Annotated in this window: 23 protein-coding genes; 8 read left to right on the top strand and 15 right to left on the bottom strand. The window is 56.6% G+C overall.

Translation table 11 applies throughout. The annotated features are described in order from the left end of the window. Positions 1-28: 28 nt before the first annotated feature. The 10 genes from AC2FNR_RS03500 to AC2FNR_RS03455 all read right to left on the bottom strand — a co-directional run bounded on the left by AC2FNR_RS03500 (position 29) and on the right by AC2FNR_RS03455 (position 9,016). Entirely contained in the window at positions 29-850 is an 822-nt protein-coding gene (locus AC2FNR_RS03500; RefSeq protein WP_496848015.1) for an inositol monophosphatase family protein, read from the bottom strand. Beyond that, positions 847-1,827: a zinc-dependent alcohol dehydrogenase gene (locus AC2FNR_RS03495; protein WP_496848014.1), complete on the bottom strand. Its 981-nt coding sequence runs from the start codon at positions 1,825-1,827 to the stop codon at positions 847-849. Before AC2FNR_RS03495 ends, AC2FNR_RS03500 begins: the two co-directional genes overlap by 4 nt. 24 nt (positions 1,828-1,851) lie before the next feature. Next, positions 1,852-2,673, bottom strand: coding sequence for a RibD family protein (locus AC2FNR_RS03490; RefSeq protein ID WP_496848013.1), 822 nt, complete (start codon positions 2,671-2,673; stop codon positions 1,852-1,854). A 36-nt stretch (positions 2,674-2,709) separates the two neighbouring features. Then, a complete protein-coding gene (locus AC2FNR_RS03485; RefSeq protein ID WP_496848012.1) occupies positions 2,710-3,489 on the bottom strand; it encodes a class I SAM-dependent methyltransferase in 780 nt (259 codons plus the stop codon). Beyond that, positions 3,473-3,868, bottom strand: coding sequence for a 6-pyruvoyl trahydropterin synthase family protein (locus AC2FNR_RS03480; RefSeq protein WP_496848011.1), 396 nt, complete (start codon positions 3,866-3,868; stop codon positions 3,473-3,475). The genes AC2FNR_RS03485 and AC2FNR_RS03480 overlap by 17 nt, the downstream gene beginning before the upstream one ends. 12 nt (positions 3,869-3,880) lie before the next feature. Then, positions 3,881-4,954 (bottom strand): glycosyltransferase family 4 protein, encoded by a 1,074-nt coding sequence (locus AC2FNR_RS03475; RefSeq protein ID WP_496848010.1) that lies wholly within the window; start codon positions 4,952-4,954, stop codon positions 3,881-3,883. Next, complete coding sequence (locus AC2FNR_RS03470; protein ID WP_496848009.1) at positions 4,951-5,853, bottom strand: lysylphosphatidylglycerol synthase transmembrane domain-containing protein; 903 nt, start codon at positions 5,851-5,853, stop codon at positions 4,951-4,953. Before AC2FNR_RS03470 ends, AC2FNR_RS03475 begins: the two co-directional genes overlap by 4 nt. Next, the gene (locus AC2FNR_RS03465) at positions 5,850-7,463 is read right to left on the bottom strand and encodes a sulfatase-like hydrolase/transferase (RefSeq protein WP_496848008.1); all 1,614 of its coding nucleotides are present in this window, start codon (positions 7,461-7,463) and stop codon (positions 5,850-5,852) included. The genes AC2FNR_RS03470 and AC2FNR_RS03465 overlap by 4 nt, the downstream gene beginning before the upstream one ends. Continuing rightward, on the bottom strand, positions 7,460-8,080 hold the full coding sequence (locus AC2FNR_RS03460; protein WP_496848007.1) for a CDP-alcohol phosphatidyltransferase family protein: 621 nt from the start codon (positions 8,078-8,080) through the stop codon (positions 7,460-7,462). Before AC2FNR_RS03460 ends, AC2FNR_RS03465 begins: the two co-directional genes overlap by 4 nt. 201 nt (positions 8,081-8,281) lie before the next feature. Further along, the gene (locus AC2FNR_RS03455; protein WP_496848005.1) at positions 8,282-9,016 is read right to left on the bottom strand and encodes an endonuclease/exonuclease/phosphatase family protein; all 735 of its coding nucleotides are present in this window, start codon (positions 9,014-9,016) and stop codon (positions 8,282-8,284) included. Positions 9,017-9,101: 85 nt separating this feature from the next. Between AC2FNR_RS03455 and AC2FNR_RS03450 the strand changes: the two genes are divergently transcribed. Both AC2FNR_RS03450 and AC2FNR_RS03445 read left to right on the top strand, forming a co-directional pair. Then, the gene (locus tag AC2FNR_RS03450) at positions 9,102-9,683 is read left to right on the top strand and encodes a YceI family protein (RefSeq protein ID WP_480868440.1); all 582 of its coding nucleotides are present in this window, start codon (positions 9,102-9,104) and stop codon (positions 9,681-9,683) included. A 165-nt stretch (positions 9,684-9,848) separates the two neighbouring features. After that, the gene (locus tag AC2FNR_RS03445) at positions 9,849-10,691 is read left to right on the top strand and encodes a cytochrome P460 family protein (RefSeq protein WP_496848003.1); all 843 of its coding nucleotides are present in this window, start codon (positions 9,849-9,851) and stop codon (positions 10,689-10,691) included. An 80-nt stretch (positions 10,692-10,771) separates the two neighbouring features. Here AC2FNR_RS03445 and AC2FNR_RS03440 read toward each other — a convergent pair whose 3' ends face one another. The 3 genes from AC2FNR_RS03440 to AC2FNR_RS03430 form a co-directional block, all read right to left on the bottom strand. Further along, the gene (locus AC2FNR_RS03440; protein ID WP_496848002.1) at positions 10,772-12,931 is read right to left on the bottom strand and encodes a Tex family protein; all 2,160 of its coding nucleotides are present in this window, start codon (positions 12,929-12,931) and stop codon (positions 10,772-10,774) included. Positions 12,932-12,996: 65 nt separating this feature from the next. Next, positions 12,997-14,019 carry an Ldh family oxidoreductase gene (locus tag AC2FNR_RS03435; protein ID WP_496848000.1) on the bottom strand — a complete coding sequence of 341 codons (1,023 nt, stop codon included), beginning with the start codon at positions 14,017-14,019 and terminating at the stop codon, positions 12,997-12,999. Between the two features lie 75 nt (positions 14,020-14,094). Beyond that, positions 14,095-15,042, bottom strand: coding sequence for a c-type cytochrome (locus tag AC2FNR_RS03430; RefSeq protein ID WP_496847999.1), 948 nt, complete (start codon positions 15,040-15,042; stop codon positions 14,095-14,097). Positions 15,043-15,090: 48 nt separating this feature from the next. Between AC2FNR_RS03430 and AC2FNR_RS03425 the strand changes: the two genes are divergently transcribed. The 3 genes from AC2FNR_RS03425 to AC2FNR_RS03415 are packed head-to-tail and all read left to right on the top strand — an operon-like array spanning position 15,091 to position 17,537. Beyond that, a complete protein-coding gene (locus AC2FNR_RS03425; RefSeq protein WP_331251810.1) occupies positions 15,091-15,663 on the top strand; it encodes an RNA polymerase sigma factor in 573 nt (190 codons plus the stop codon). Further along, the gene (locus tag AC2FNR_RS03420) at positions 15,660-16,406 is read left to right on the top strand and encodes an anti-sigma factor (RefSeq protein WP_496847998.1); all 747 of its coding nucleotides are present in this window, start codon (positions 15,660-15,662) and stop codon (positions 16,404-16,406) included. The genes AC2FNR_RS03425 and AC2FNR_RS03420 overlap by 4 nt, the downstream gene beginning before the upstream one ends. Positions 16,407-16,463: 57 nt before the next feature. Continuing rightward, on the top strand, positions 16,464-17,537 hold the full coding sequence (locus AC2FNR_RS03415) for a helix-turn-helix domain-containing protein (protein WP_496847996.1): 1,074 nt from the start codon (positions 16,464-16,466) through the stop codon (positions 17,535-17,537). Here the strand turns inward: AC2FNR_RS03415 and AC2FNR_RS03410 are convergent. After that, the gene (locus AC2FNR_RS03410) at positions 17,510-18,400 is read right to left on the bottom strand and encodes a LysR family transcriptional regulator (protein WP_496847995.1); all 891 of its coding nucleotides are present in this window, start codon (positions 18,398-18,400) and stop codon (positions 17,510-17,512) included. The genes AC2FNR_RS03415 and AC2FNR_RS03410 overlap by 28 nt on opposite strands. A 104-nt stretch (positions 18,401-18,504) precedes the next feature. Between AC2FNR_RS03410 and AC2FNR_RS03405 the strand changes: the two genes are divergently transcribed. Then, positions 18,505-19,389: a phytanoyl-CoA dioxygenase family protein gene (locus tag AC2FNR_RS03405; protein WP_496847993.1), complete on the top strand. Its 885-nt coding sequence runs from the start codon at positions 18,505-18,507 to the stop codon at positions 19,387-19,389. Between the two features lie 8 nt (positions 19,390-19,397). Here AC2FNR_RS03405 and AC2FNR_RS03400 read toward each other — a convergent pair whose 3' ends face one another. Beyond that, positions 19,398-20,702 carry a UDP-glucose dehydrogenase family protein gene (locus AC2FNR_RS03400; protein WP_170355198.1) on the bottom strand — a complete coding sequence of 435 codons (1,305 nt, stop codon included), beginning with the start codon at positions 20,700-20,702 and terminating at the stop codon, positions 19,398-19,400. Between the two features lie 158 nt (positions 20,703-20,860). Here AC2FNR_RS03400 and gmd point away from each other — a divergent pair, with 158 nt between their 5' ends. Beyond that, on the top strand, positions 20,861-21,985 hold the full coding sequence (gmd, locus tag AC2FNR_RS03395; protein ID WP_496847990.1) for a GDP-mannose 4,6-dehydratase: 1,125 nt from the start codon (positions 20,861-20,863) through the stop codon (positions 21,983-21,985). 10 nt (positions 21,986-21,995) lie between these two features. Continuing rightward, the gene (gene fcl, locus AC2FNR_RS03390) at positions 21,996-22,973 is read left to right on the top strand and encodes a GDP-L-fucose synthase (RefSeq protein ID WP_480868429.1); all 978 of its coding nucleotides are present in this window, start codon (positions 21,996-21,998) and stop codon (positions 22,971-22,973) included. The last annotated feature ends 17 nt before the right edge of the window (positions 22,974-22,990 follow it).

Below are 22,990 nucleotides of genomic sequence, written 5' to 3'. Positions count from 1 at the left end.
AGGCGGGGGGGATTGGTCTAAGATCACCTCAGACAATGAATTTGCGGAACGTATTTGCCAAGGCTGCGTTGCTTGCCAGAAAAGAGCCTGACGAAAAGATGTCTTGATCCGGCCAAAGCGGCTGCACGACCCCTTTGGCTTCCTGTACCAACAGAATTCCTGCAGCTGTGTCCCACGGACCCAGGTTCCGCTCCCAATACCCTTCAAGCCGCCCGGCGGCGACATAGGCAAGATCAAGGGCCGCAGCGCCGTTTCTGCGAATACCGGCACACTCTGGCATAAGTCGTTCAAGGTCCTGAAGGGCAGGTTTCAGATAGGTCACACGCCCCCCGGCAGGGACGCCAGTGGCAAACAAAGCTGCGGTCAGATCACCTTCGCCGCTGACCGATATCTGTCGCCCGTTCAAAAATGCGCCGCAGCTGCGTTCGGCTGTGAACATTTCGGCTTTCTGGGGATCGTAGATCAACGCAGCTAGTACATCGTCGCCATCACATAACGCTATGGATATGGCCCAATGGGGAATACCTTTCAGGAAATTCGTCGTCCCGTCCAACGGATCCACCACCCATCGCAAAGCAGTCCCGATGCCCGCGCGCGTTCCAGTCTCTTCACCGAGCCAACCATACTTGGGATAGGTCGCGGTCAGGTGCAGATTGATTTCCGCTTCTGCCGTGCGATCTGCGTCGGATACGAAGTCGCCTTTGGATTTTTGTGAAATGTTTAGCGTGTCGCGGGTCTTGAAGGCTTGTTGCAACCCGGCCCCGGCGCGAAGCGCGGCCCGTGCCATCGCTTGCATGTGTTCAGACGCCTTGGGCGACAGCCAAGGAGTAACTTCCTGCGGCAACGTCATCTGTTGGAATACCGTATTCTATGGCAGAGGGTCGATGGATCTTCCAGAATAGACCCGTAATTCTCTGGAAGATCTGCGAATTCAGTTTCACCCGAAATCAATGCGTCCAGAACTGGGTCTGCCAACAGGTCAATCGCCTTGGTTAGCCGCATTTTGTAGTCCCAGCGCGCTCCCATATGTGCGGGGATACGACCGACTTGGCTGCTGATGATCCGCAACCGCCTTTGATGGAATCGGGCACCAAGCGGCACGGTCGTGAGGTGATCACCATACCAACTGGCCTCGATAATCGTTGCTTCGACACCGGCAGCGTTTATTGCTGTCGCCAATCCGCTTGAGTTGGCTGAGGTGTGGATGACCATGTCTGCGTCTTCGGGCACGTTTTCGGGGGTGGCAAATGCACAACCCAACTGTCCGGCAAGCGCGGCCTTGTCCGGGTTGATGTCCACTATGCAAACCTCGGTTCCGGGCGTTCTGGCGCACAGGTATCCTGTCAGCGCGCCGACAACACCGCCGCCAACAATGGTCACTTTGCTGCCTGCGCAAACGCCCGCGTCCCACATTATGTTCAATGCCGTTTCCATATTGGCTGCCAACACGGCGCGCGCAGGAGGGACTGCTGGGTTGATGGAAATGGCTGCATGTGAGGGTATGCTGAACCGTGTCTGGTGGGGATATAGCGCGAATACAGTCTCACCCTCGCGCGGTCCGGATTGAACGGTGCCAACAGCCGAGTAGCCATATTTGACGGGGAAGGTGAAATTGCCTTGCTGAAACGGCGCACGCATGGTGTCATGTTCGTTGCGCGGTACCTGACCGTTAAACACAAGCCGTTCGGTGCCCCGGCTGATGCCCGAGAACTGGGTGGACACTTGTATATGGTCCGGGCCATCAAGGATGTCCGTTTCGCGTATTTCAGTGCTAGCGGCTTTGGTAATCCATAAAGCCCGTGTTGGCGGTTCTGGGTTGGCGGTCATTGTTCAAAGTTCAACCTATTCGCGTTAGGACGCATGAGCAGCGGTCCGGCAGGGCAAGGGGTAGGCGGCCACTTGTTCGTGTCGAGGTTTCAGTGTGCAGTCAAACAGCACGTCTGTACCCAAACCATAGACGTCCGTCTTGGGCCGAAGGGCCTGCGCCAGGCTAGGAACCGGTGATGTGGTCAGCCCTTGTGGTCCGGCCCCGATCAATAGGGGTGCAACCGCGACATGCAGCCGGGTCAGCAGCCCTGCTTCAAGAAACTGAGCAATCGTGATGCCGCCACCTTCGATCAAGACGCGGTTCAATCCGCGCTGACGCAACGCGCCCAGGATTTGTGCCGGCGAAATCCAATGGGTGCGGGGCAACTTGACCACTTCGATATGGTCAGGACGCGGTGCATCTACCGATTGGATGACTATGCACCGGGCGTTCATGTCCTGCATCAGACCGATATCGTTTGGCATCCTCCCGTTTGGGTCAATGATCACGCGGACCGGATTTTGACCTTTGACGAGGCGAACGGTGAGGCGTGGGTTGTCATGCAGTGCAGTTTTAACGCCGATCACAACCGCATCCGACAAAGCCCGTAGACGGTGTAAATGTATCAGCCCTTCGCGCCCTGAGATGTCTTTGGCATCGCCCGACACAGTTGCAATCCGTCCGTCCAGTGATTGCCCGATCTGCCCGATTACCTGACCCGAGGGGTTCGGCTGTGCTAACGCTCCGTAGACAGAGATAGCCCGCTTTTCGCCTTCCGTCCAATCCGGATCGCACAGACAACCATGACCCGCTCGAACGGCAAGAATGCGGTCCCAAACCCTGGGTGTTACGTCAACGTCGTGCATTGGTTTCTCCGCATTCTGTATAGAGTTGAGCGACTGTCATCGCGGTACCGATAAGTGATCAGTGTGCCCAATCATCCCAAGCGTTTCCGCGACTGCGCCCCGCCTGTCTCTTCCCCAATCGAGGGCGTGTTTCGAGCCAGCCTCGTGGGCTGCCTGCGCGATTCCGTCTAAAACTGCGTCATGCAGTTGGGTCTCTTGCGGCCCCAACCGCCAAGGGCTTTGTGCGGAAGCAACAGTGTAGCCCACTATTTCGCTCAATTCCGCAAACCGTGACCCGGATAACGGCCCCAGCGCTGGTCCCAAACCTTTGTCGTTCGTCTGGTGCCGGTTGAACGCAAGAGTGACGACACAGTCACGTTCGTCGTTGGGCGTCCAGCTCATTTGGCCATCGTAGTTCAGGGCCGTGTAGATTGGTATGCCCGCATCGGCTGCACGGAGGATCAGAGCATTGATCCAGCTTTCGGGCATAAGATCGAACAAGGCCGAAGCCGTGATCAGGCCGACGTCCCCGAGCGGCAGATTTTTTACGTCACCGAGATTGCCGACGACGCATTCGGCTTCGGGATGGCGGTCATTTGCAATACGCAACAGGGTCGCGTCGTTGTCGAAAAAGCGCCAACGCATCTTGGCGAACCCTGCTTGAACAAATGCCCGGGCAGTTGATCCGGTGCCACTGCCCAGATCCAGTACAACGGACCCATCCTGAACGCTGCCTGCGGCTCTAGCGAGCAGTTTTAGATCGCGGGCCCGGTGATCGGCTGGTTCCCGAAGATTCAGCCAATCCGGTTCAAAGCTGGTTTCAGATGTCTGCTTCATACCACCCACGCGCCACATGGCTTTCGTGCAGCTGCACCCGAATGCGTTTGACGCGGCCATTGTCGCCCAATCCGCTGGTTTTTGCGACCGTCTTGAGTTGATCCCAAATGTGACAGCAAAGAAACTCTGTCGTTGTGATCTTGCCCTTGAACGCTGGGACTTCGTCCAGATTGGCGTAGCGCAGCGGGGCAAGCGTGTTGGCCAGAGCCTCGGTGGCCAAGCCGATATCAACGACCAGACCGTTTTCATCCAGATCTTCGGTGTAAAACGCCGCATCCACCACGAAGGTCGCGCCGTGCATCCCTTGCGCGGGGCCAAAAACAGGAGAGGGTAGGGAATGTGCGATCATTACATGGTCGCGGACTTCAACAGCAAACATAGGCGGTCCAGTTCATTTCGTGGGTCCAGAGGGGAAAGGCGGCACAAATGACTCGGCCACCCGTTTGATGACATCGGCGAAATGCCGGGTTGTGTCGTGCCAGCTCGGCAACCCTGCCGACTGTTCCAGTGAAGCCTGCGCAGCTTTCACCAACTGATCCGGGTCTTCCAGCAGGGTGCGCAATTCGGCTGCAAAGGCGTCGGGTTGATCGGCGGGCACAAGACGCCCGGCATGGCCAACCGTTTCGGGGACCGCACCGACTGCGCAGGAAACAACCGGCAGACCGTGCAGCATCGCCTCGCTCAGGACCATGCCGTAGCCTTCGTATCGTGTGGCCAGAGCGAACATACTTGCGCGTCGGTATGCATCCTCGATGGCGGCACCATCGACCTCGCCCCTTAGTTGGATACGATTAGCTAACCCTGCATTCGAGATCAGTGATTGCAATTCTGCGGTATAGTTTGGGTCTTGCGGGCGGCCGATAATTTCCGCTTGCCAAGGCAGGTCGGCAATTTGCGCCAAAGCAGAGATCAGAACGTCGTGGCCCTTGCGCGATGACAATAATCCAACACTCAGGATCAGCGGTGGTGAAACAGGTGCTGAACCAGTCATGGGGCGCAGGAAGCCGGGGCTTGCCACAGTGATCCGATCAGGGGACACACCGAAATCGGCCCAAAGCGTCTCCCCGATATGGGTGCTGGTCACGATGACATGGGCGACATGTTCCAGCACTGCGGCCTCGTTGCGGATCAAATCCTGTGCGCGGGCGGGATCTGTTCCGGTTTCCAGCCCAAGCGGATGGTGGACAAGCGCGATCACAGGTGCGGCAATACTGGCGACACCTTCGGGTGGCATGGCGCCCAGAGCCAAACCGTCCACGATAACCGGGGTAGAGGCAGGAACGGCCCGCAGAGCATTCAGCGCAGTTTCCATGTCATGCGCAGGTGCATTCGGAAAACTGCCGGGCAGTTCCAGATGCGCGGTTGGGCAGCCGATTTGGTTCAACAAATCCAATACGGTCGCATCATAGATATAACCGCCGGTGCGCTGGTCTTTGTCTCCGGGTATCGCAAAAACGGCGCTCATGATGCGTTTTCCAAGGGATTTGTGTTCAACTCAGCTTCGGAGGGCATAAAAACAAAAGCAACCGCAGGAAGGGCGGCCAACAGCATCACAGCACCATAACAGATACCCATCGCGATCCCAGCTTCGGGCGATGCCCCCAGTATGGGAAAAAGCGCGGCGGCGGCGCCTTCTCTCCATCCCCAACCGGCGATCGACAACGGAACCAGCATGGCGCACAAGACCAAGGGCAGAACTGTCACGCTTGCCTCAATCGATAGTTCTGTTCCAGTAGCACGGGCGCATGCATAGAGGCCGAATATCAACAGAGCAGCGGCCGTCATGGCATGAGCCGAAATCTCTGGACGGACCATCAGCACAAGGCAGAACTTCGTAAAACGGGCTGTCTTTTGAGCCGACGCCAGCCAGATCAACACACCGAAAGTCAGGGCAATGCCAGCTCCCAGCATCCATCCTGTCCCGCTGGGCCATTCGATTCCACCCGGCCACAACAAACTAACGGACAGACCGGCAAAAAGGACCGCAAACAGAGCCACCTGGCCCATAAGCCGCTCGGCCACGACGGATTGCGCTGCGCGTTTCAGGTCGCCATACTGGCGTGTTCGGATTGCACGGCTGACATCGCCAACGACACCACCGGGTAACAGCGAATTGGCGAGAAGAGCTAGATAATATTCCTTTAGCGCTGCGCGGAAAGTCATCTTCAGCTCCAACGCCCGCGCGGTTAGCTGCCATCGCCGTGCCATTGATAGGGTGCTGCAATTCAAGGCAAGGATTGCTATCACAATCCAGAACGGCTGAGCTTCGCGCAGTCTTTCCCATACCTCTCCGGCCGCGCTCCACCACAACACGACGCCCAACAGCGCAAGTGATCCGAACAGGCGAAACAGGCGGCCACTCATCTCGGTTCCCCCGCTAATTGCCCCGAAGAAGTGAAGGCTAACAGGAAATCATCGCGAAACGTATCCATCCGACGCACGGGGCCATCCGCGGCGGGCGCTAGACCGTCAGCCCAGCCCCAGTGGTTAATCAAAGACAGAACATCTGTGGGGCCGATAACATGGATCGGGACATCGCGATTGTCACTGCCAGCCACAAAACCTGCGGCTTGATGATCTCCTGCGACAATAACCAGTGGTGCTTGCTTACCCAGTTTTGCCACATGCGAAAACACTGCTTGCAAACTGTAGTCGACCGCGCGGCGATAGGCGTCCCGCACGTCATCGTGATCCTTCCATAACTCCCGCGCGGGGGGGCCTTGCTCGGCCATCGGTGTGAAAACGGTTCCATCGCCCAGGTCCTGATCCCTGATCATCTGCGGGATCGGCGTCCATGGTGCGTGAGACGAGATCAGCGCAACTTGAATGAAATCAGGCCGTGGGTCGGGCGGTAGCAAATCCTGATAGGTCGCCAGAGTGAACTGATCAGGCATAGTCACCCAGCCAAAACGTTTTCCGCGATAAGGAATGTCCGCGGCTGCAAATATGTGATCCAACCCCATCACGGCGCTTTCGGGCCAGGCCAGCGTAATCGCAGGCATGATCGCCGCCGTGCGATAGCCAGCATCCCGCGCATAGTGGAACAACCACTTTCGATTGCTGACCAGCATTGCGTTGTAGCGTCCGTTATCCGACGTCCAAAGTCCGGTCGACAAGGCGCCATGTGCCAGCCAGCTTTCGCCACCTGCCGTGGGTGAGGTCAGCCAGCCGCTTTTGACGGACAATCCCGCTTGCGTAAGGGCCGTCTCGGCGCTTTGCAGCGTCGGCAGGTGGGTGTCGGAATACAGTGGATTATCAAAGCTCGCGCGGCCATAGCTTTCAATCCAGATCAGTAGAACATCGCGGCCCGAAAGCCTATCCAGCAAACCTTGCGCTTGGCGCATCGGATCTGCCCGCGCCTCGCGACGGAACACAGACAGATCGTCAACGGTTGCCTGCATCTCGGTCCCACGCTTGAACACCAGCCGGGATGTCCACGCCGTGCCCGGAGGGCTTTGATCAAAACGCCAGTATTTAAGGTGATGCCCGGCGTCCGCCACGGCCCAGGATCCTGTGATCATTATGCCAAGCACCGCAGCCGTCTTCGCCCAAACGGGGGGTGACAGAGCCCCCCAGGCTTTCAACCCAAATCGCAGCAATACGAAATAGATGGCCACCAGCGCGCCGCCTGTCACAGCCATCGCTATGGCCAAGGGCCTGCCAACACTGTCTTGCAACAAGCCAAAACCTGCCTCGATCAAAAATGTATCGACGATTGGATTGAAGGTGCGGTTATACGCGGTGAACGTGGCGTAGTCAGCGAGTTTCATCAGGCTGGCTGCGATCAAAAGGGCCGCCAGAATTGACGCCACCCCAGGAATCCTTCCGAATGCGATCATGAACAAAAGGATCACGGGTAATTCCAGCGGCCAGCGATTCACCGCAGACCAATTCATTGTGCCGGGATGGTTCGGCAGGACCAAAGCGCAAGAGACCAAAAGAGCGCCGAGGACAAGTGCGAAAGATAACCTCATGAGTTGCGGCTCAGCAGCCAACGGATATCCACGCCAAATGAGTAACTCAGCGCGATTGACGCACTGATGGAAATCGGCGCGATCAGAAAGTGAGGTGCCAACGGGCAAATGAGGATCAAAAGTGCCGCGATCTGTACTACGCAGATGGTTTTGCGACGAAAGGATGGCCTAAGCTCTCCTTGCAGTCGGGGTATTGCCCAACCAGCAACAACAAAGGCATAGCGAGCAAAACCAAGGATCAGAGCTTCGGCCTGTGTGGTTCCGGATAGCATCAGCCACAGCGCAAGCACTGCACCCAAGGCGGCATCGGTTTCCATGTCGAACCGCGCGCCAAAATCGGACTTCAGGCCAGAGCGACGGGCCAGCCAGCCGTCCAGGCCATCCATCGCAAATGCACTTGTTCCGATACAGAATATCACCCAGCCCGACACAGTGTCGGCGACAAAAAGCGTGCCGAAAAGGAAAGCCACAAGGGCCGCGCGCAGCAAGGTTACGGTATTGCAAAGGCCCAGCAACCTGTGAGGGTACGAAGTTGCCAACCCCAGCCCGGCAAGGGCCGAGGCCACGAAGAACGCAAGCAGAACCCAAAAAACGGTTGGCAGGGTTAACCATGCCAAGATTGTCAGCCCACACCCAATCAAACCTACCTGAAGCCAAAAGGAGGTCAGGGGCGACATCAGCCAGAGAGACTGGCGGTCGGTTGTCACGCGCTGTGACGCTTGGACTTTGGTTTGCGGTGTCATAATCTATTGTGATCTAGCGTAGATTTCCCTTTTGACTAATCTCTTAACAAATGCCGAGCGTCATTATTCAGGTGATCACGAAACCTTGACCGAAGCAATCAATGGTAAATGGTCTGACGCCATGCGCAGATTCGGCGTCGACATAGCCTGTGCATCAAAGACCGCGTCAGGCCGATCAGTCATAATTCGGTCCAGAGGCAACAAAGGGCGGCGTGACGGAAAGGTTGCCCGCGCGGGTCCTGCAAGCTTTTGCCCAACAAGACGTCTGTGAAACATCAAACCACCCCACGGCCGCCATTCGTTCAAGTCACCCAGAAGAATTGTCTGCATCTTAGGGCGGCGCCGCAAATATTGCCCGATGATACGCATTTGTATGACGCGCAAGGGTTGGAACAGCGATAAATGCGTAGAGAGAATTCGCATATCGACGCCGTCTCGCAGGGTCTCGACCACGACCGCGCCTCGGTGGCAATGCCCCGGAAGATCGACAACATCGCGGTGGGTTACCTCAAGAAGCGGATGAAGAAATAGAATGGTTCCCAGGAATCCGTCGCTTTGTGATCCCCATCGCATCGCATGCTGATCATGCTGGTAAACCAAGCCGGTGTCGCCCTGTATACGGCGCATGTCTAAAATTCGCGCATGTGGCCGGCACTCGCCATCGGCCTCCTGCAAGGCTAAAACGTCCAGCCGAAGAGGGGCCAGATCAGAAGCGATGGTTCGATGGATACGATCGGGATCAACCCGCTTGTCCGCTCCCTTGGCGCGGTGAATGTTCCAAGTGGCACAAGTTAGACGGGTTAAGCGCATTTAGTTTACTTTGTCGGTGCAGGGCGCGGGCTATATGGTTGTTTGACTACCTTTATCTAGTTCGACAATCGTCAAGGGACCAGCCATGCGCAATATTGCTTTAAGCTTTCTGATCGCAACCTCTCCAATCGCAGCGGCCGCCGAAATGGCGAGCTACGAACTGGACCCCGAACATACGACAGTGTTTTTTACCATAGAACACATTGGATATGCCGACACGCTGGGGATATTCGGCAATGTGCAGGGTATTTTCGACTATGACACCGAGACGCAGGAACTGGCGAATGTTCAAGTCGCGATCGACGCCAAAAGCGTCAACACCTTTAACAAGGCGCGTGACGGGCACGTTAAAAACAAGGATTTTCTGCATGTCTCGGAGTTCCCCGAAATCACCTTTGTCGCAGAGTCTGGTACAGCCGCCACGGACAATGCGGGCACAGTGACCGGAGACCTGACGATATTGGGCGTGACCCAGCCGGTGACACTGAACGTGAAGTTGAACAAGGCTGAACCCTACCCATTTGGGCACAAACGGTTTGTGCTTGGGCTTTCGATAGAAGCCTCCATCAAACGCAGCGACTATGGCATGACTTACGCGGTCGAGAATGGCCTTGTGGGTGACCTTGTGAACATAAAAATCGAAACCGAAGCTATGCGGATCGAATGACCCGTTTCGGCCTGCACCAAGCTTAAAAATGGTCTCATTTTTTTGTGCGCGTTTGTGAACGGTGCATCCATTGCGTGCGTAGTTCATGTGCCTAATGTCCTGATCACAGCAAGCATCGCCGTTTGTCTTGTTTCGGGCGGCTACCAGCCAGTGAAAGGACATTTGATGAAATCGTTGGTAAAAGCCGCACTAAGGGCCGCCATAGTTGGCACCTCGCTAGGGACCGTTGTGAATGCCGGAGATATCCAGGCTGGTAGTGAAACGGCCGCGCAATGCGCCGCCTGCCACGGTAGTGCTGGTATCAGTACGGCCGACAACTTCCCAAACCTTGCCGGTCAAAAAGAAGGCTACATCAAAAAGCAGTTGATGGCGTTCAAAACCGAAAGCCGCAAGGATGATTTGATGAACGCCATCGCAGCGAACCTGTCCGATGCAGAGATCGATAATCTGGCCGCTTATTTCGCCAGCCTGCCCGGGGGCGAAGCTGGGGCGGTTGCCAGCAATGAAACGGGTCTTGACGGATCGTTGATGGCGTTCCCGAAGGATCATGAAACCACGTTCACCCGTTATCACCGCAAAGACTATGACGACCGTAAACAGGTTCGGTTCTTCAGCGGTAACGATTTGGCGCTTGAAGGGGTCAAGACCGGTCTGCCGTTCAAACCTGGTTCGTATTTCCTGGTCGAGATTTACGACGCTAAAAAAGACGCTGATGGTAATCTGCTAAAGGACGCTGAGGGTAAATTGATTGCTGGCGAGCGTACGCTCTTTACGGCAATGGAAAAGCGCGACGGTTGGGGGGATGATGTCCCTGAAATCTATAAGAATGACGATTGGCGTTATTCGGTCTTTGAAGTCGACGGCTCGAACAAGGCTGGTGTGAACGAAGCTCCGTGCATGGCCTGCCACAAGCCGCTGACCGAGGATGACTACGCGTTTACCGTTGACTGGGTCGAAGACTTCCACGCGTCACAAACGGCTGGCTATTCGCACAAGATCGTCGAGTAAAAGGGCATTGGCCTCACTGTAGATTTCTGAAAACCCCGGTTGAATTGCCGGGGTTTTTTGCTTGTGCAAGGCGCCTAAGTCTATCCCTTGTTCTTGCGCATGCTCAAACCAATGCGTTTGCGCTTGGTGTCCACATCGACGACGGCCACTTTGACAATCTGGCCGGTTTTGACCACGTCATGGGGATTTTTGACAAACCTGTCGGCCAACTGGCTGACATGCACCAGCCCGTCCTGATGAACACCGATATCAACAAACGCGCCGAAGGCGGCGACGTTGGTCACGGTGCCTTCCAGAACCATTCCGGGCTTTAGATCGGAAATCTCCTCGACACCTTCGCGGAAAGTCGCTGTTACAAAACTTGGACGCGGGTCGCGCCCGGGTTTTTCAAGCTCGGCAAAGATGTCTTGGACAGTCGGAAGGCCAAATCTGGCATCGACGAATTGCTGCGGTTTCAGTCGTTTCAGGGCCTGTTCATCCCCCATGATCTGCCGAATGTCTCGCCCGCAGGCAGAAACGATGCGCCGGGCTACGTCGTAGGATTCGGGATGCACCGAGGATGCATCCAGGGGCTCTTTGCCGTCCCGGATGCGCAGAAACCCTGCGGATTGTTCATAGGCGCGTGGTCCCAACCGCGCGACGTCCAAAAGTTCGGACCGCGTGGCGAACGGGCCGTTGATGTCACGATGTGACACGATGGCTTCGGCAAGGCCAGGCCCCAGGCCCGAGACGTGTGAAAGGAGCGGAGCAGACGCGGTATTCAGGTCCACCCCGACGGCGTTCACGACATCTTCGACGGCGGATGCCAGCGACTGCGATAACCGGTGCTGATCCACATCGTGCTGATATTGGCCCACTCCGATTGATTTGGGTTCGATCTTGACCAGCTCGGCCAACGGATCTTGCAGGCGCCGTGCGATTGAAACAGCGCCGCGCAGTGACACATCCAGATCGGGAAACTCACGCGCCGCGAGTTCCGAGGCCGAGTATACCGAAGCGCCCGCCTCGGAAACCACCACCTTGGTGGGCGCTTTCACTGACTTGGGCAGCAGTTTCAACGTGTCGGCGACCATCTTCTCAGTTTCGCGGCTTGCTGTGCCGTTGCCGATCGCGATCAACTCGATCTGATGAGCTTCGATCATAGCCAGAATGCTTGTCTGCGTGGCCTTCAGTTCGTTTTTCGGTTGAAACGGATACAGCGTGGTTGTGGCGATGACTTTGCCGGTTGGGTCGACAACAGCCGCCTTCACACCAGTACGAATGCCGGGGTCCAATCCCAGCGTTGCCTTGGCACCTGCTGGTGCGGAAAACAGCAAATCCTTGAGGTTATTCGAGAACACCTGAATTGCGTCATCCTGCGCCCTGCTGCGCAGATCGGCCATCAATTCAACCATAAGGGACAGGGACAGTTTAACCCGCCACGTCCAACCCGCCACCTTGCGAAGCCACACGTCTCCGGGTGCATCGCTGCGCGTCTGCAAACACGCAGCAACGATGGCCTCGGCGCGCGCCACTCCTGTCTCGGGTTCAGGCGCGATATCAAGTGTAACAATACCATCCTTGGACGCGCGCAGCATCGCCAACGCGCGATGAGAGGGCGTATTCGCCCAAAGCTCGACATGCTCAAAATAGTCGCTGAACTTGGCACCCTCCGTTTGTTTGCCGTCGATGACTTTGGACGTCAGATACGCTTCGCGTTGCATGAAGCCGCGTAAATCGCCAAGCAAGCTCGCATCTTCGGTCAATCGCTCGGCGATGATGTCACGCGCGCCGTTCAGGGCATCTTTGGTGGTGGGCACGGCTTCGGTTACATAGCGCTCGGCCAGTGCCTCCGGATTGGCCGAGCGGTTTGTCAGGATCGCATCGGCCAGCGGCTCCAACCCGTTTTCGCGCGCGATCATGGCTTTGGTGCGGCGCTTGGGCTTGTAAGGCAGGTAGATGTCTTCCAGCTGCGCCTTTGTGTCCGCCCGAGTAATGGACTTGACAAGATCGTCGGTCAGTTTGCCCTGATCCTTAATCGAGCCCAGAATCGTTTCGCGCCGCGCTTCAAGTTCGCGCAGATAGGTCAGCCGGTCAGACAGCGTGCGCAGTTGAGTGTCGTCCAACCCACCCGTCGCTTCTTTGCGGTACCGCGCGACAAAGGGAACGGTGGCCCCTTCGTCCAGCAATTTCACCGCAGCACCGACCTGTTCGGGGCGGGCGCTGATCTCTGTGGCGATGGTGCGGGCGATGCGGTCCAAGGGGGCCTCCTGAGTATTATCCGGAGGACCTACTTAGCCAGCCATATGCCGAAGGGAAAGAGGCCTTACACCTGAGCGGCTAGCGCCTGCAAATCGTCGTGCAGCGTTTTAGCAATTTCGACGTAACCACGTTCAGTGTTGCGGGCCCTTGCGGCAAAGCGCCTTTGCGAGGGCAGGCGTGCGCCCTGACCGATGATATCGGCGAACAAACGCTCGGCGCGGGTATCATTTGCGGTCAAACGGCCACCGCTGAACTGGGCCGGATCAAAAGCAAGAATGATCTCGCCGTGATAGGGCGCGCCGCCCGCGCCTTCGGCGTATTCCATGCTTTCAAGGCTGGTCAAATCGTCGATCAGAGGGCCTGCCATCAGCTCGATCATGATCGACAGGGCCGAGCCCTTATAGCCGCCAAAGGTCAGCATTGCGCCCTCCATCGCCGCCTGTGGATCGGTCGTGGGTTGGCCGTCCTTGTCAATGGCCACACCCTCGGGCAGGGGCTTGCCCGCGCGTCGATAGAGTTCAATTTCACCGCGGGCGAAGGCACTGGTGGCAAAGTCGAATGTAAACGGGTCTTGCCCCTGACGCGGCCAACTGAAGGCCAGCGGATTGGTGCCGAGGCTACCGCGCGTGCCCCCCGCAGGGGCGACCCAGGAATGGCTGGGCACCATCGCCATCGCGGCCAGGCCAACCGCAGACAAGCGCTCGACCTCGGGCCAGAGCGCCGAGAAGTGAAAGCAGCGGTTGATCGCCATGGCGGCAATACCGTGGGTTCGCGTCTTCTCGATCAGTACCGGCAGCGCCTGTTCGAAGGCCAGCAAGGACATGCCGTCCTGCGCATCCACCCGAACGATGGCATTGTCAGAATGTTCCAACACCGGCGCGACACGCCCATCGATCTTGCCCGCTTTCATGGTGTCGTTGCACATGAACAGGCGGAACAACCCGTGAGACTGGCAATCGTCGATTTGACAGGTCGCAAGCATCCCTGCAATTGCGTTAGCGTGGTCCGTTCCAAAACCGGATTTTGTCAAGATGTTGAGGCTAAGAGCCTTAATCTCGTCCAGTTCCAGTTTGACCGTCTCGTTCATGCCCCGCCCCTGCGTTGTCATTTGGTTATGACAGGCATAGCGCGGCGGGGCAGGTGAGGGAAACGGTTTTGAGCCTTAGCTCTGCGCCTCGTCCTGCAAATAGGCAATCACGTTGGTGATGTCTTCCTCTTTCTTCAGGCCGGGGAACTGCATTTTGTTGCCGGGCAGGGCGCCTTTGGGGTCAGCCAAAAAGGCAGCCAGAGTTTCAGGGTTCCAGACCAGCCCTGAAGCTTTCAGAGCATCCGAGTATTTGAACCCTTCCGCTTGTGCTGCTTGTGCACCGACGATTCCGTACAATGACGGTCCAACGCCATTCTTGCCTTCTTTGATTTGATGGCAGGCTTTGCATTTGCTGTAGACTTTCTTACCGGCTTTAATGTCGCCTTCCACCGCAGCGACGGCGACCGGGGTTGCAGCGGCAGCGGGTGTTGCCTCGGCTTTGTTTTCATCCATGTTGAAGAACAAGCGCGCAGTGACCGGTACGGTGCGGGTGATGCCGGGCAGGCTGGCCAGTTCCATCAGCTTGTCGACACCTGCATTCACGCCTGCGTCTTCGGTGCTGATAAACACCATGTCATTGGTCGACACCATAACCGACGTCTCGGATACGCGGACAACGAACATTTCTGCGTCGAATTCCACATCTGTCCCTACCAGCGTAAGCACTGCTTCGACGTCAATTACCGCGGTTTCGCCTACTCCAAGCGCCTTGACCTCGGCCATGTCGAACTCGGCCTTCAGGGCGGCAGTGCCCGTTTTGCGGAAGACGTGCTCGATCATCCGCTCGTTACGGATGTCGATATTCGTTTCGACCGACGACAGATCGATTTCGATCTCGGCCTTGCCATCTGGGCCCACGTGACCAGATAGGTTGGTGAAGGAATTGACCTCGCCCACGGTATCTTTCTTGATGGTACCATACGCCAAATGAGAGTTTTCAGGCGACAGGGTCCAATGCTCGGCCAGTACTGGCGTTGCAACAATTGCCGACGCAATCGTGACTGCTTTCAACAGAAGTTTCATTTCTTTCCTCCACGGGTTATGTCAATTCTGACCAGGCGGGCCCGGCTCGTGAATGTCAAACACACACAGGTCACTATTTATTCAATGGTTGGTGCAATTAGTTCCGAACAAGCCGTACGCGGCGCGATACAGACGCATTCAAAACGCGTCTGGCGGTTTGGGCTGGCCTTGTCCGGCGCCTCCGACGTAGCCGACGATTTATTGCAATCCACTTGCCTTCGCGCGCTCGAGCGCCATCATCAAGTGACATCACATGACCGGTTGGACAGTTGGCTGATGACGATCTGCCGCTCGATCTGGCTGAATGAAGTCCGGGCGCGCTCGGTTCGGAAGGCGCAGGCGCTGTCGGTCACACCCGAAGCAGAATTAATTTCGCCTGAAGCTGACTCGGAAACGAATATTTTCGCAGCTGAGGTGTTTACTCAAGTGATGCACCTGCCTGAAGCGCAGCGGGAAACGGTCATGCTTGTGTTCGTTGAGGGCTATAGCTACCGCGAAGCGGCTGCGATGCTGGATGTGCCGATTGGAACCATTATGAGCCGGTTGTCTAACGCCCGGCAGAAACTTAAAACCGTGATGCAGCTAAGTGCTGCAGACGCCGTTCGACGGAGTGGCAAATGAAGTTTTCCGATGAAACGCTGATAGCGTATCTGGAAGGCACAGTGGATGACGACCAGGCAACCGCGATTGAACACGCGGTCGAGGACGACCCTGAGCTCGAGGCGCGCCTTATGGCGCTGGACCCGTTCGCACCTATGGTGCAGGCGGTATTTGAAAAGGTGCCCGCCGAGGCGCCGAAAGTTGAGCTGCCAGAACCGCAGCCGGTGGAATCTTCGCATTCTTCAGGCGGACCGTGGCGCCTGATGGCCGTTGCGGCTTCGGTGGCAGTTGTCGCTGTGTCAGCAACGTTCTGGACAACCCGGCCTGAACCTCTGGGTTGGGCGCAGCAGGCGGCGATCTATCAGTCGCTTTATGTACCAGACACGATTGCGTCGCTGGACAACTCGGAACAGGCGCTGAAAATGCAGTTCGCTTTGGCAGAGGCAGAGCTGGGACGGTCCTTGAACCGCGAAACGCTTGAAGCTTTGCCAGGAATGGAACTGAAACGCGCGCAGGTTTTGTCATTCAATGGCAAACCGCTGGTTCAGGTGGTATTTGCCGACGAACAAGGCCAACCATTCGCCTTTTGTATCATCCGACAAGGTGAGGGTGCCCCCAGTAAGGACGTCAATCTTGCCGAGCTTAGCGGTCTGGCAACGGCGACATGGTCCGAAGGTGGCTATGGTTATATGCTGATTGGCAGCAATCCGCAGACACCACTGGAAGGGCAGCTGGATATTCTGACCTCAAGTTTCGCCAGCTGATCAATCTGCTGCAGAAACGCCTTGTGAACTGGTGGAAATACCCGAAATATGCCGGGTATGACCACTAAACCTGTCAGGCCAGACCCGGAAGACGACGACTCGCTGGGGCCGCGCAGCATCTATGATGCTGATCCGCCAGAGGAAGACGATCTGTGGTTTCTGCCCGCCGACGCCGAGATTGACGAAGATTTTCTGCCACCGGGCCCGAAGGCCGATCGCAGAACACTGTTCGACTTCAGGGATTGGCGGGCCGCGCAGGCCGAACTCTCCTATGAACTGGCGGATCTTGCGGCAAGTTTCGGGGCTCTGGACGAGAGACTACGAGCGGGTCCAGAGGGATGGACGCATCGGTTGGCACTGATGGATGTTTCAGACCTAGGTTGGTGGACCGGTGACCGGATTGGCGTTGATCGTCTGGCGCTGTGGACAGGGTTGCGGATCGGATCGACCGGAGATGACGTTCAGGCGTTGTTTCGGGCAGGTTGGGCCGTCAGACGCCTGACAACCGGAGCTGGCCCGGCCGAGGGTGGCTGGACCACTGGATTGACCGCATTTCTTGATCGTATGGCGCTTGACATGGACGAGGTCCCCGAGGCGATTGCTGATTTGGCGGACGTGATGGACAGGGTTGCAAGCCTGCACCCGGTTACGCAAGCATCGATTGCATTCCACGCATGGCGCGCGCTGTCTCAGGGCATGGGACAAGACACAGAGGCTGCGGTCATTGCCGCCCGACACGCGGCAACGATGGGCCGGGGAGGCGCCCTTTTCATGCCGGTTGCACTGTCTGGACCGGGTGCTTTACGTGGGGTTGGAGAGGTCAACGATAAGCTAAGTGCATGGATCAAGGGGTTAGGTCAGGCCGTTTTGGCTGCATTGCTTCACTTGGACCGTGTCAGCGCGTGGGAACTCCGTGCTCGGGATCTGACGTCCGATCTGAGTGGGAAAACCCCGCCAATGCTGGTTGATGTGCTAGCCGCGTGGCCAATGGTTTCGGTTCCTTTGGCTGAAGAATTGACCAAGGCGTCACGAGCGACCGCGCAGCGTAACATTGACCTTTTCACGTCACGCGGTTTGATCCGCGAGGTGACAGGGCAGGGACGTTACCGTGTCTGGACCGCAGCACTGTAATCCATGATCCAGTTGCGAAAGTCTCGGGCGGGGGGTCGCAAAGCAGATTTGGACGGGTAAATCAGGTGATAGGCTTCTTGCCCCGCAACGTCGATGCCGGGCAGGCAGGGCACAAGGCCCGACAGGGCCATGACCCGGTCAGATGCAGGGGCACGCGCCAAGGCAATACCGCCTCGGTTGGCGGACAGCTCAGCTGCCATTATGGAATTGTCGGCAAAGAAAAACCGGGCCCGTCCAGCTGGAAGGCGCAGTGTTTCGAACAGATGAAGCCAGCTGGCGCGATGGGTTGATACTTCGATGAGGGTGAACTGAAACAGGTCCTCAGGGCTATGGATGCGATCCGCGATATCTGGCGGAGCGACGGGGTAAAGGCGTTCGCGCAACAATTCGTCGCCCTCAGTGCCGAAAAGTGTCGGGTTTCCGAAAACGATTTGAAGATCGGTAAATCGATTGGCAAAGTCTGCCGTCAGATTACCGGTCGACAAAGACAGGTTGATCCTGGGGTACAGGTCCTGAAACGTTGGCAACCCGCTGGCCAGAATACCATGCGCAAACAAAAGCACCGACTGAACGAACAAGCGTTGCCCGCGCGTTTCGCCAAAAAGACCCGTGGTCGACGTTTCCAGCATCAAAAGCGATTGCTGGACCGAAGGCAAATAGGCGCGACCTGCCTCGGTCAGTGTCACAGAGTGGGCATGGCGATGGAACAGGGGCGTTCCCAGTTGATTTTCCAGGGCTTTGACTTGCTGACTGACGGCGGCTGAAGACATGTTCAACTGCCCAGCCGCGCGCGCAAAGCTTTCGGTGCGGGCCGCAGCCTCGAAGACACGAAGCCAATTGAGGGATGGGATGCGGGACGACATGAATTCAGGCTAAGCTCAACTTATCCTCACGGGCAAGACACAACATTCTGCCTTACTTCGGATAACGTCTAAGCTTTGAAGACATGCCTGAGAAGGAGACACGCATGTCTGCATTGAATTCCACGCCGATTGGCAGTCTGACGCCTGAGCAGATAGAAAGCTATTGGGAGGACGGATATCTTTACCCGCTCACTACGTTTTCGGAACAGGAAACGTCCGAGATCAGGGCAGAGTTCGAACAGATCGAGAAAGACTGGCTTGGCGCAGATCTTCCGCTACCCCTGAATACCTATAAACGGGTCAACGCACATCTTGTTATGCCGCTGGCAGCGCGTGTTGCAACGGATCCTCGGGTGCTGGATATCGTTCAGGGTATTCTGGGGCCGGATATCATGGTTTGGTCGGCCGAGTTTTTTGTTAAGGAACCGCACACCCGCCAAACAGTCGGTATGCATCAGGATCTGACCTATTGGGGGATGGGCGAAACGCCGGATCAGGTGACCGCGTGGATCGCGCTGTCTCCTGCAACGTGTGACAGCGGATGTATGGATTTCGTAAGCGCCAGCCACAAGAACCCGATCCTTCCGCATAACGACACCTATTCGGATACGAATTTATTGTCGCGCGGGCAGGAGATCGCGGTAGAGGTCGCGGATGAGGATAAAACCCATATCGAGCTGGCACCGGGTCAGATGTCGCTGCACCACGGGTTGACCATCCACGGCTCCGGACCAAACCGCTCGGATGACCGGCGGATTGGTCTGGCCATCCGCTATCTGAACCCGAATGCAAAGCAATTGGTGGCCGAACGCGATTATGCCCTGTTGGCACGGGGCGAAGATACGCAAAGCAATTTCGTGCCGGTACCTGCGCCAGAAACGCTGTTTTCACCCGAGGCGTTGGCGCTTTACGAGCAGGTACGGCAAGATCAGAGCAAGGCCCTGGCCGAGGGAGCAGACAGTTCTGTGCCGCTGTACGCCAATTCTTAAAGCGGCGGTCAGCGGCCCACACCGATATAGGTTTCGAATCCCGATTTCCGGGCAGCCGATTTCGAATAGATGTTTCGTAGATCCACCATCCGGGGGGACTTCATTGAACGTGCCATGTCCGACAGGTTCAGGGCGCGGAACTCATTCCATTCGGTCAGCAATACGACCGCATCCGCATCGGTGGTTGCGGTATAAGGGTCGTCGCACCATTCCACGCCCGGCAACAAGGCTAATCCTTCGGCCCGACCCTGCGGATCCACAACCCGAACCGTTGCGCCTCCGCCGATCAGTGCGGGGACAATGGTCAACGACGGGGCATCACGCATATCATCTGTGTTGGGTTTGAACGTAACACCCAGAACCGCGATGGTCTTACCGTTGAAGCTGTCATCGCATACGTCGCGAATTTTCTCGATCATGCGGTGTTTGACGCCGTCATTCACGCGCATAACCGTTTCGGTGATCTGCATCGGATAAGCGTGTTCCTGACCAATCCTCGCCAAAGCAGCGGTATCTTTAGGAAAGCATGAGCCACCATAACCCGGACCAGCATGCAGGAACTTGTTGCCGATACGACCATCCAGACCAATGCCGCGCGCGACTTCTTTGACATCACCGCCCACACGTTCGCACAGGCCGGCGATTTCGTTGATGAAAGTAATCTTGGTCGCAAGAAACGCGTTTGCCGCGTATTTTATCATCTCGGCGCTTTCCAGATCCGTCGTCAGGATAGGGAAGTCTCGCAGATAAAGCGGCCGGTAAATCTCGGCCATAACTTCGGCGGCGCGGTCGCTTTCAACGCCAACGACAACGCGATCGGGGCGCATGAAATCGTCAATCGCCGCCCCTTCGCGCAGGAATTCAGGATTTGAAGCGACGTCAAAATCTGCATCCGCATTGGCCTCAAGAACAGCCTCGTGCACCTTTCTGTTGGTGCCGACGGGCACGGTCGATTTGGTGACGATCACGGTGTAGTCGGTGACCGACTGAGCAATCTCTTGCGCGGCGGCCATCACGTAGGTCAGATCAGCGTGCCCGTCGCCGCGCCGGGTTGGGGTTCCAACGGCAATGAAAACTGCGTCTGCACCGTCCACGGCAGCAGCCAGATCGGTCGTGAAACTCAACCGCCCTGCTGCTACATTCTTGGCCATCAGGACATCAAGTCCCGGTTCGTAGATGGGAACTTGGCCGGCTTGCAACATCTCGATTTTCTTTTCGGCTTTGTCGACGCAAATAACGTCATGGCCAAAATCCGAGAAGCAAACGCCCGACACAAGGCCAACATAACCTGTGCCGATCATCGCTATCCGCATTTTTCAATGTCCTTCAACAAAAGACTGTTTAACGCGCGCCAGCATTTCGCAAAGTTCAACGGGTTTCAATGCCGTTTCCTGCCGCCGGGTTGCATTCTGGGTGTTCTTGCTGTTTCTGAGAGTCCTACCAGCCAGATTGAGTTTTGTGGAACGAGACAATGACAAAAACTGCTTTAATAACCGGCATTACAGGGCAAGACGGATCGTATCTGGCCGAGTTTCTCTTGGAGAGAGGGTATGAAGTTCACGGAATCAAACGCCGCGCCTCGTCGTTTAATACGCAACGCATTGATCATATCTATCAGGATCCGCACGATCCGAACCCTCAACTCCACTTGCACTATGGTGATCTCAGCGACACGTCCAACCTGACTCGAATCATTCAGGAAGTTCAGCCGGATGAGGTCTATAACCTCGGCGCGCAATCCCATGTTGCCGTCAGCTTTGAATCGCCGGAATACACAGCGGATGTCGATGCGATTGGGACGCTGCGATTGCTGGAAGCGATACGGTTTTTAGGCCTGGAAAAGAAGACACGTTTCTATCAGGCGTCAACTTCCGAGTTGTATGGCTTGGTGCAGGAAATTCCTCAGAAAGAAACCACACCGTTCCATCCCCGGTCCCCATATGCCGTAGCCAAGCTTTATTCATACTGGATTACTGTGAATTACCGTGAGGCGTACGGGATGTATGCTTGCAACGGAATTCTGTTCAACCACGAAAGCCCGCGCCGGGGTGAAACCTTCGTGACCCGGAAAATAACACGGGGTCTTGCGAATATTGCGCAGGGGCTTGAGGAGTGCCTGTACATGGGCAACATCGACAGTCTGCGCGATTGGGGGCACGCGAAAGACTATGTGCGGATGCAATGGCTAATGCTGCAGCAGGATGCGCCAGAAGACTTCGTTATCGCGACAGGCGTACAGTACTCCGTTCGTCAGTTTATCGAGTGGTCCGCTGCGGAACTGGGTGTTACGCTGGAGTTCTCGGGTGAAGGCGTTCAGGAAGTTGCGACTGTCAAAGCGGTCAAGGGCGAAAATGCGCCCGCGCTTAAGCCCGGGGACGTCGTCATGCGTATCGATCCGCAATACTTCCGGCCCGCCGAGGTCGAGACCCTGTTGGGCGACCCTTCGAAGGCCAAAACCAAACTTGGATGGGTGCCGGAACTGACCGTTCAGGAAATGTGTTCTGAAATGGTAAGCGAAGACCTCAAGACCGCCAAACGTCATGCCTTGCTGAAAGAGCACGGCTTCGATTTGCCAGTAAGCCTGGAAAATGGCTGAGGTGGGCGCAATGCGGAAAATCTATGTTGCCGGTCATCGTGGTATGGTCGGTGCGGCCATACTACGGCAGTTGCAAGATCGTGGGGCGGCAGGTGAGGCACTGACCATTGTAACCCGCACTCATGCGGAACTGGATTTGACTGATCAGTCCGCAGTTCGGCACTTCATGGAGACCGAACGGCCCGATGTTGTCGTTTTGGCGGCAGCCAAGGTCGGAGGTATTCACGCGAACAATACATACCCGGCAGATTTCATTTACGAAAACCTGATGATCGAATGCAACGTTATCCATCAGGCGTTTTCAGTGGGAGTCCAGCGCCTGCTGCAACTTGGCAGCTCATGCATCTATCCCAAGGCTGTACCGCAACCGATGCGAGAAGATGCTCTGCTGACTGGAGTGCTTGAGCCGACAAATGAGCCGTACGCAGTTGCCAAGATTGCAGGTATCAAGCTGTGCGAAAGCTACAACCGGCAGCACGGCGTTGACTATCGCTCAGTTATGCCAACCAATCTGTACGGCCCAGGTGATAACTTTCACCCTGAAAACAGCCATGTTCTGCCGGCTTTGATCCGTCGTTTTCACGAAGCCAAGCGGGACGGTCTGGACGAGGTAGTCATCTGGGGAACCGGTAAGCCTCGCCGAGAGTTTCTGCACGTAGACGATATGGCCAAAGCGTCTCTGTTTGTGCTCGATCTGCCACGCGATGTTTATGAAGCCAACACAGAACCCATGCTGAGCCATATCAACGTCGGCTGTGGCGAGGATATCTCGATCGCGGAGCTTGCAACTCTGGTGGCCCGCACGGTGGGTTACACCGGGCGGATCACTCAGGATGTCAGCAAACCAGATGGCACAATGCGTAAGCTCATGGATGTGTCACGATTGGCGGATATGGGTTGGCGTGCGCGGATCACCTTGCAAGACGGCATCCACGAAACCTATGCGTGGTTTCTGGAACAGTCAGATGCTGAATTGCGGGCAAAGTAAAGCTCAGATCACAAAAC

Source organism: Ruegeria sp. SATB045 (assembly GCF_059613525.1).
Note: the sequence above shows the minus strand (reverse complement) of the source record. Positions and strands in the feature narration are given on the sequence as shown.

What these genes read in the sequence shown, in the direction of transcription:
- AC2FNR_RS03500 (WP_496848015.1), bottom strand. Translation starts at nt 850, where the DNA reads ATGACGTTGCCGCAGGAAGTTACTCCTTGGCTGTCGCCCAAGGCGTCT.
- AC2FNR_RS03495 (WP_496848014.1), bottom strand. Translation starts at nt 1,827, where the DNA reads ATGACCGCCAACCCAGAACCGCCAACACGGGCTTTATGGATTACCAAA.
- AC2FNR_RS03490 (WP_496848013.1), bottom strand. Translation starts at nt 2,673, where the DNA reads ATGCACGACGTTGACGTAACACCCAGGGTTTGGGACCGCATTCTTGCC.
- AC2FNR_RS03485 (WP_496848012.1), bottom strand. Translation starts at nt 3,489, where the DNA reads ATGAAGCAGACATCTGAAACCAGCTTTGAACCGGATTGGCTGAATCTT.
- AC2FNR_RS03480 (WP_496848011.1), bottom strand. Translation starts at nt 3,868, where the DNA reads ATGTTTGCTGTTGAAGTCCGCGACCATGTAATGATCGCACATTCCCTA.
- AC2FNR_RS03475 (WP_496848010.1), bottom strand. Translation starts at nt 4,954, where the DNA reads ATGAGCGCCGTTTTTGCGATACCCGGAGACAAAGACCAGCGCACCGGC.
- AC2FNR_RS03470 (WP_496848009.1), bottom strand. Translation starts at nt 5,853, where the DNA reads ATGAGTGGCCGCCTGTTTCGCCTGTTCGGATCACTTGCGCTGTTGGGC.
- AC2FNR_RS03465 (WP_496848008.1), bottom strand. Translation starts at nt 7,463, where the DNA reads ATGAGGTTATCTTTCGCACTTGTCCTCGGCGCTCTTTTGGTCTCTTGC.
- AC2FNR_RS03455 (WP_496848005.1), bottom strand. Translation starts at nt 9,016, where the DNA reads ATGCGCTTAACCCGTCTAACTTGTGCCACTTGGAACATTCACCGCGCC.
- AC2FNR_RS03450 (WP_480868440.1), top strand. Translation starts at nt 9,102, where the DNA reads ATGCGCAATATTGCTTTAAGCTTTCTGATCGCAACCTCTCCAATCGCA.
- AC2FNR_RS03445 (WP_496848003.1), top strand. Translation starts at nt 9,849, where the DNA reads ATGAAATCGTTGGTAAAAGCCGCACTAAGGGCCGCCATAGTTGGCACC.
- AC2FNR_RS03435 (WP_496848000.1), bottom strand. Translation starts at nt 14,019, where the DNA reads ATGAACGAGACGGTCAAACTGGAACTGGACGAGATTAAGGCTCTTAGC.
- AC2FNR_RS03430 (WP_496847999.1), bottom strand. Translation starts at nt 15,042, where the DNA reads ATGAAACTTCTGTTGAAAGCAGTCACGATTGCGTCGGCAATTGTTGCA.
- AC2FNR_RS03420 (WP_496847998.1), top strand. Translation starts at nt 15,660, where the DNA reads ATGAAGTTTTCCGATGAAACGCTGATAGCGTATCTGGAAGGCACAGTG.
- AC2FNR_RS03415 (WP_496847996.1), top strand. Translation starts at nt 16,464, where the DNA reads ATGACCACTAAACCTGTCAGGCCAGACCCGGAAGACGACGACTCGCTG.
- AC2FNR_RS03410 (WP_496847995.1), bottom strand. Translation starts at nt 18,400, where the DNA reads ATGTCGTCCCGCATCCCATCCCTCAATTGGCTTCGTGTCTTCGAGGCT.
- AC2FNR_RS03405 (WP_496847993.1), top strand. Translation starts at nt 18,505, where the DNA reads ATGTCTGCATTGAATTCCACGCCGATTGGCAGTCTGACGCCTGAGCAG.
- AC2FNR_RS03400 (WP_170355198.1), bottom strand. Translation starts at nt 20,702, where the DNA reads ATGCGGATAGCGATGATCGGCACAGGTTATGTTGGCCTTGTGTCGGGC.
- gmd (WP_496847990.1), top strand. Translation starts at nt 20,861, where the DNA reads ATGACAAAAACTGCTTTAATAACCGGCATTACAGGGCAAGACGGATCG.
- fcl (WP_480868429.1), top strand. Translation starts at nt 21,996, where the DNA reads ATGCGGAAAATCTATGTTGCCGGTCATCGTGGTATGGTCGGTGCGGCC.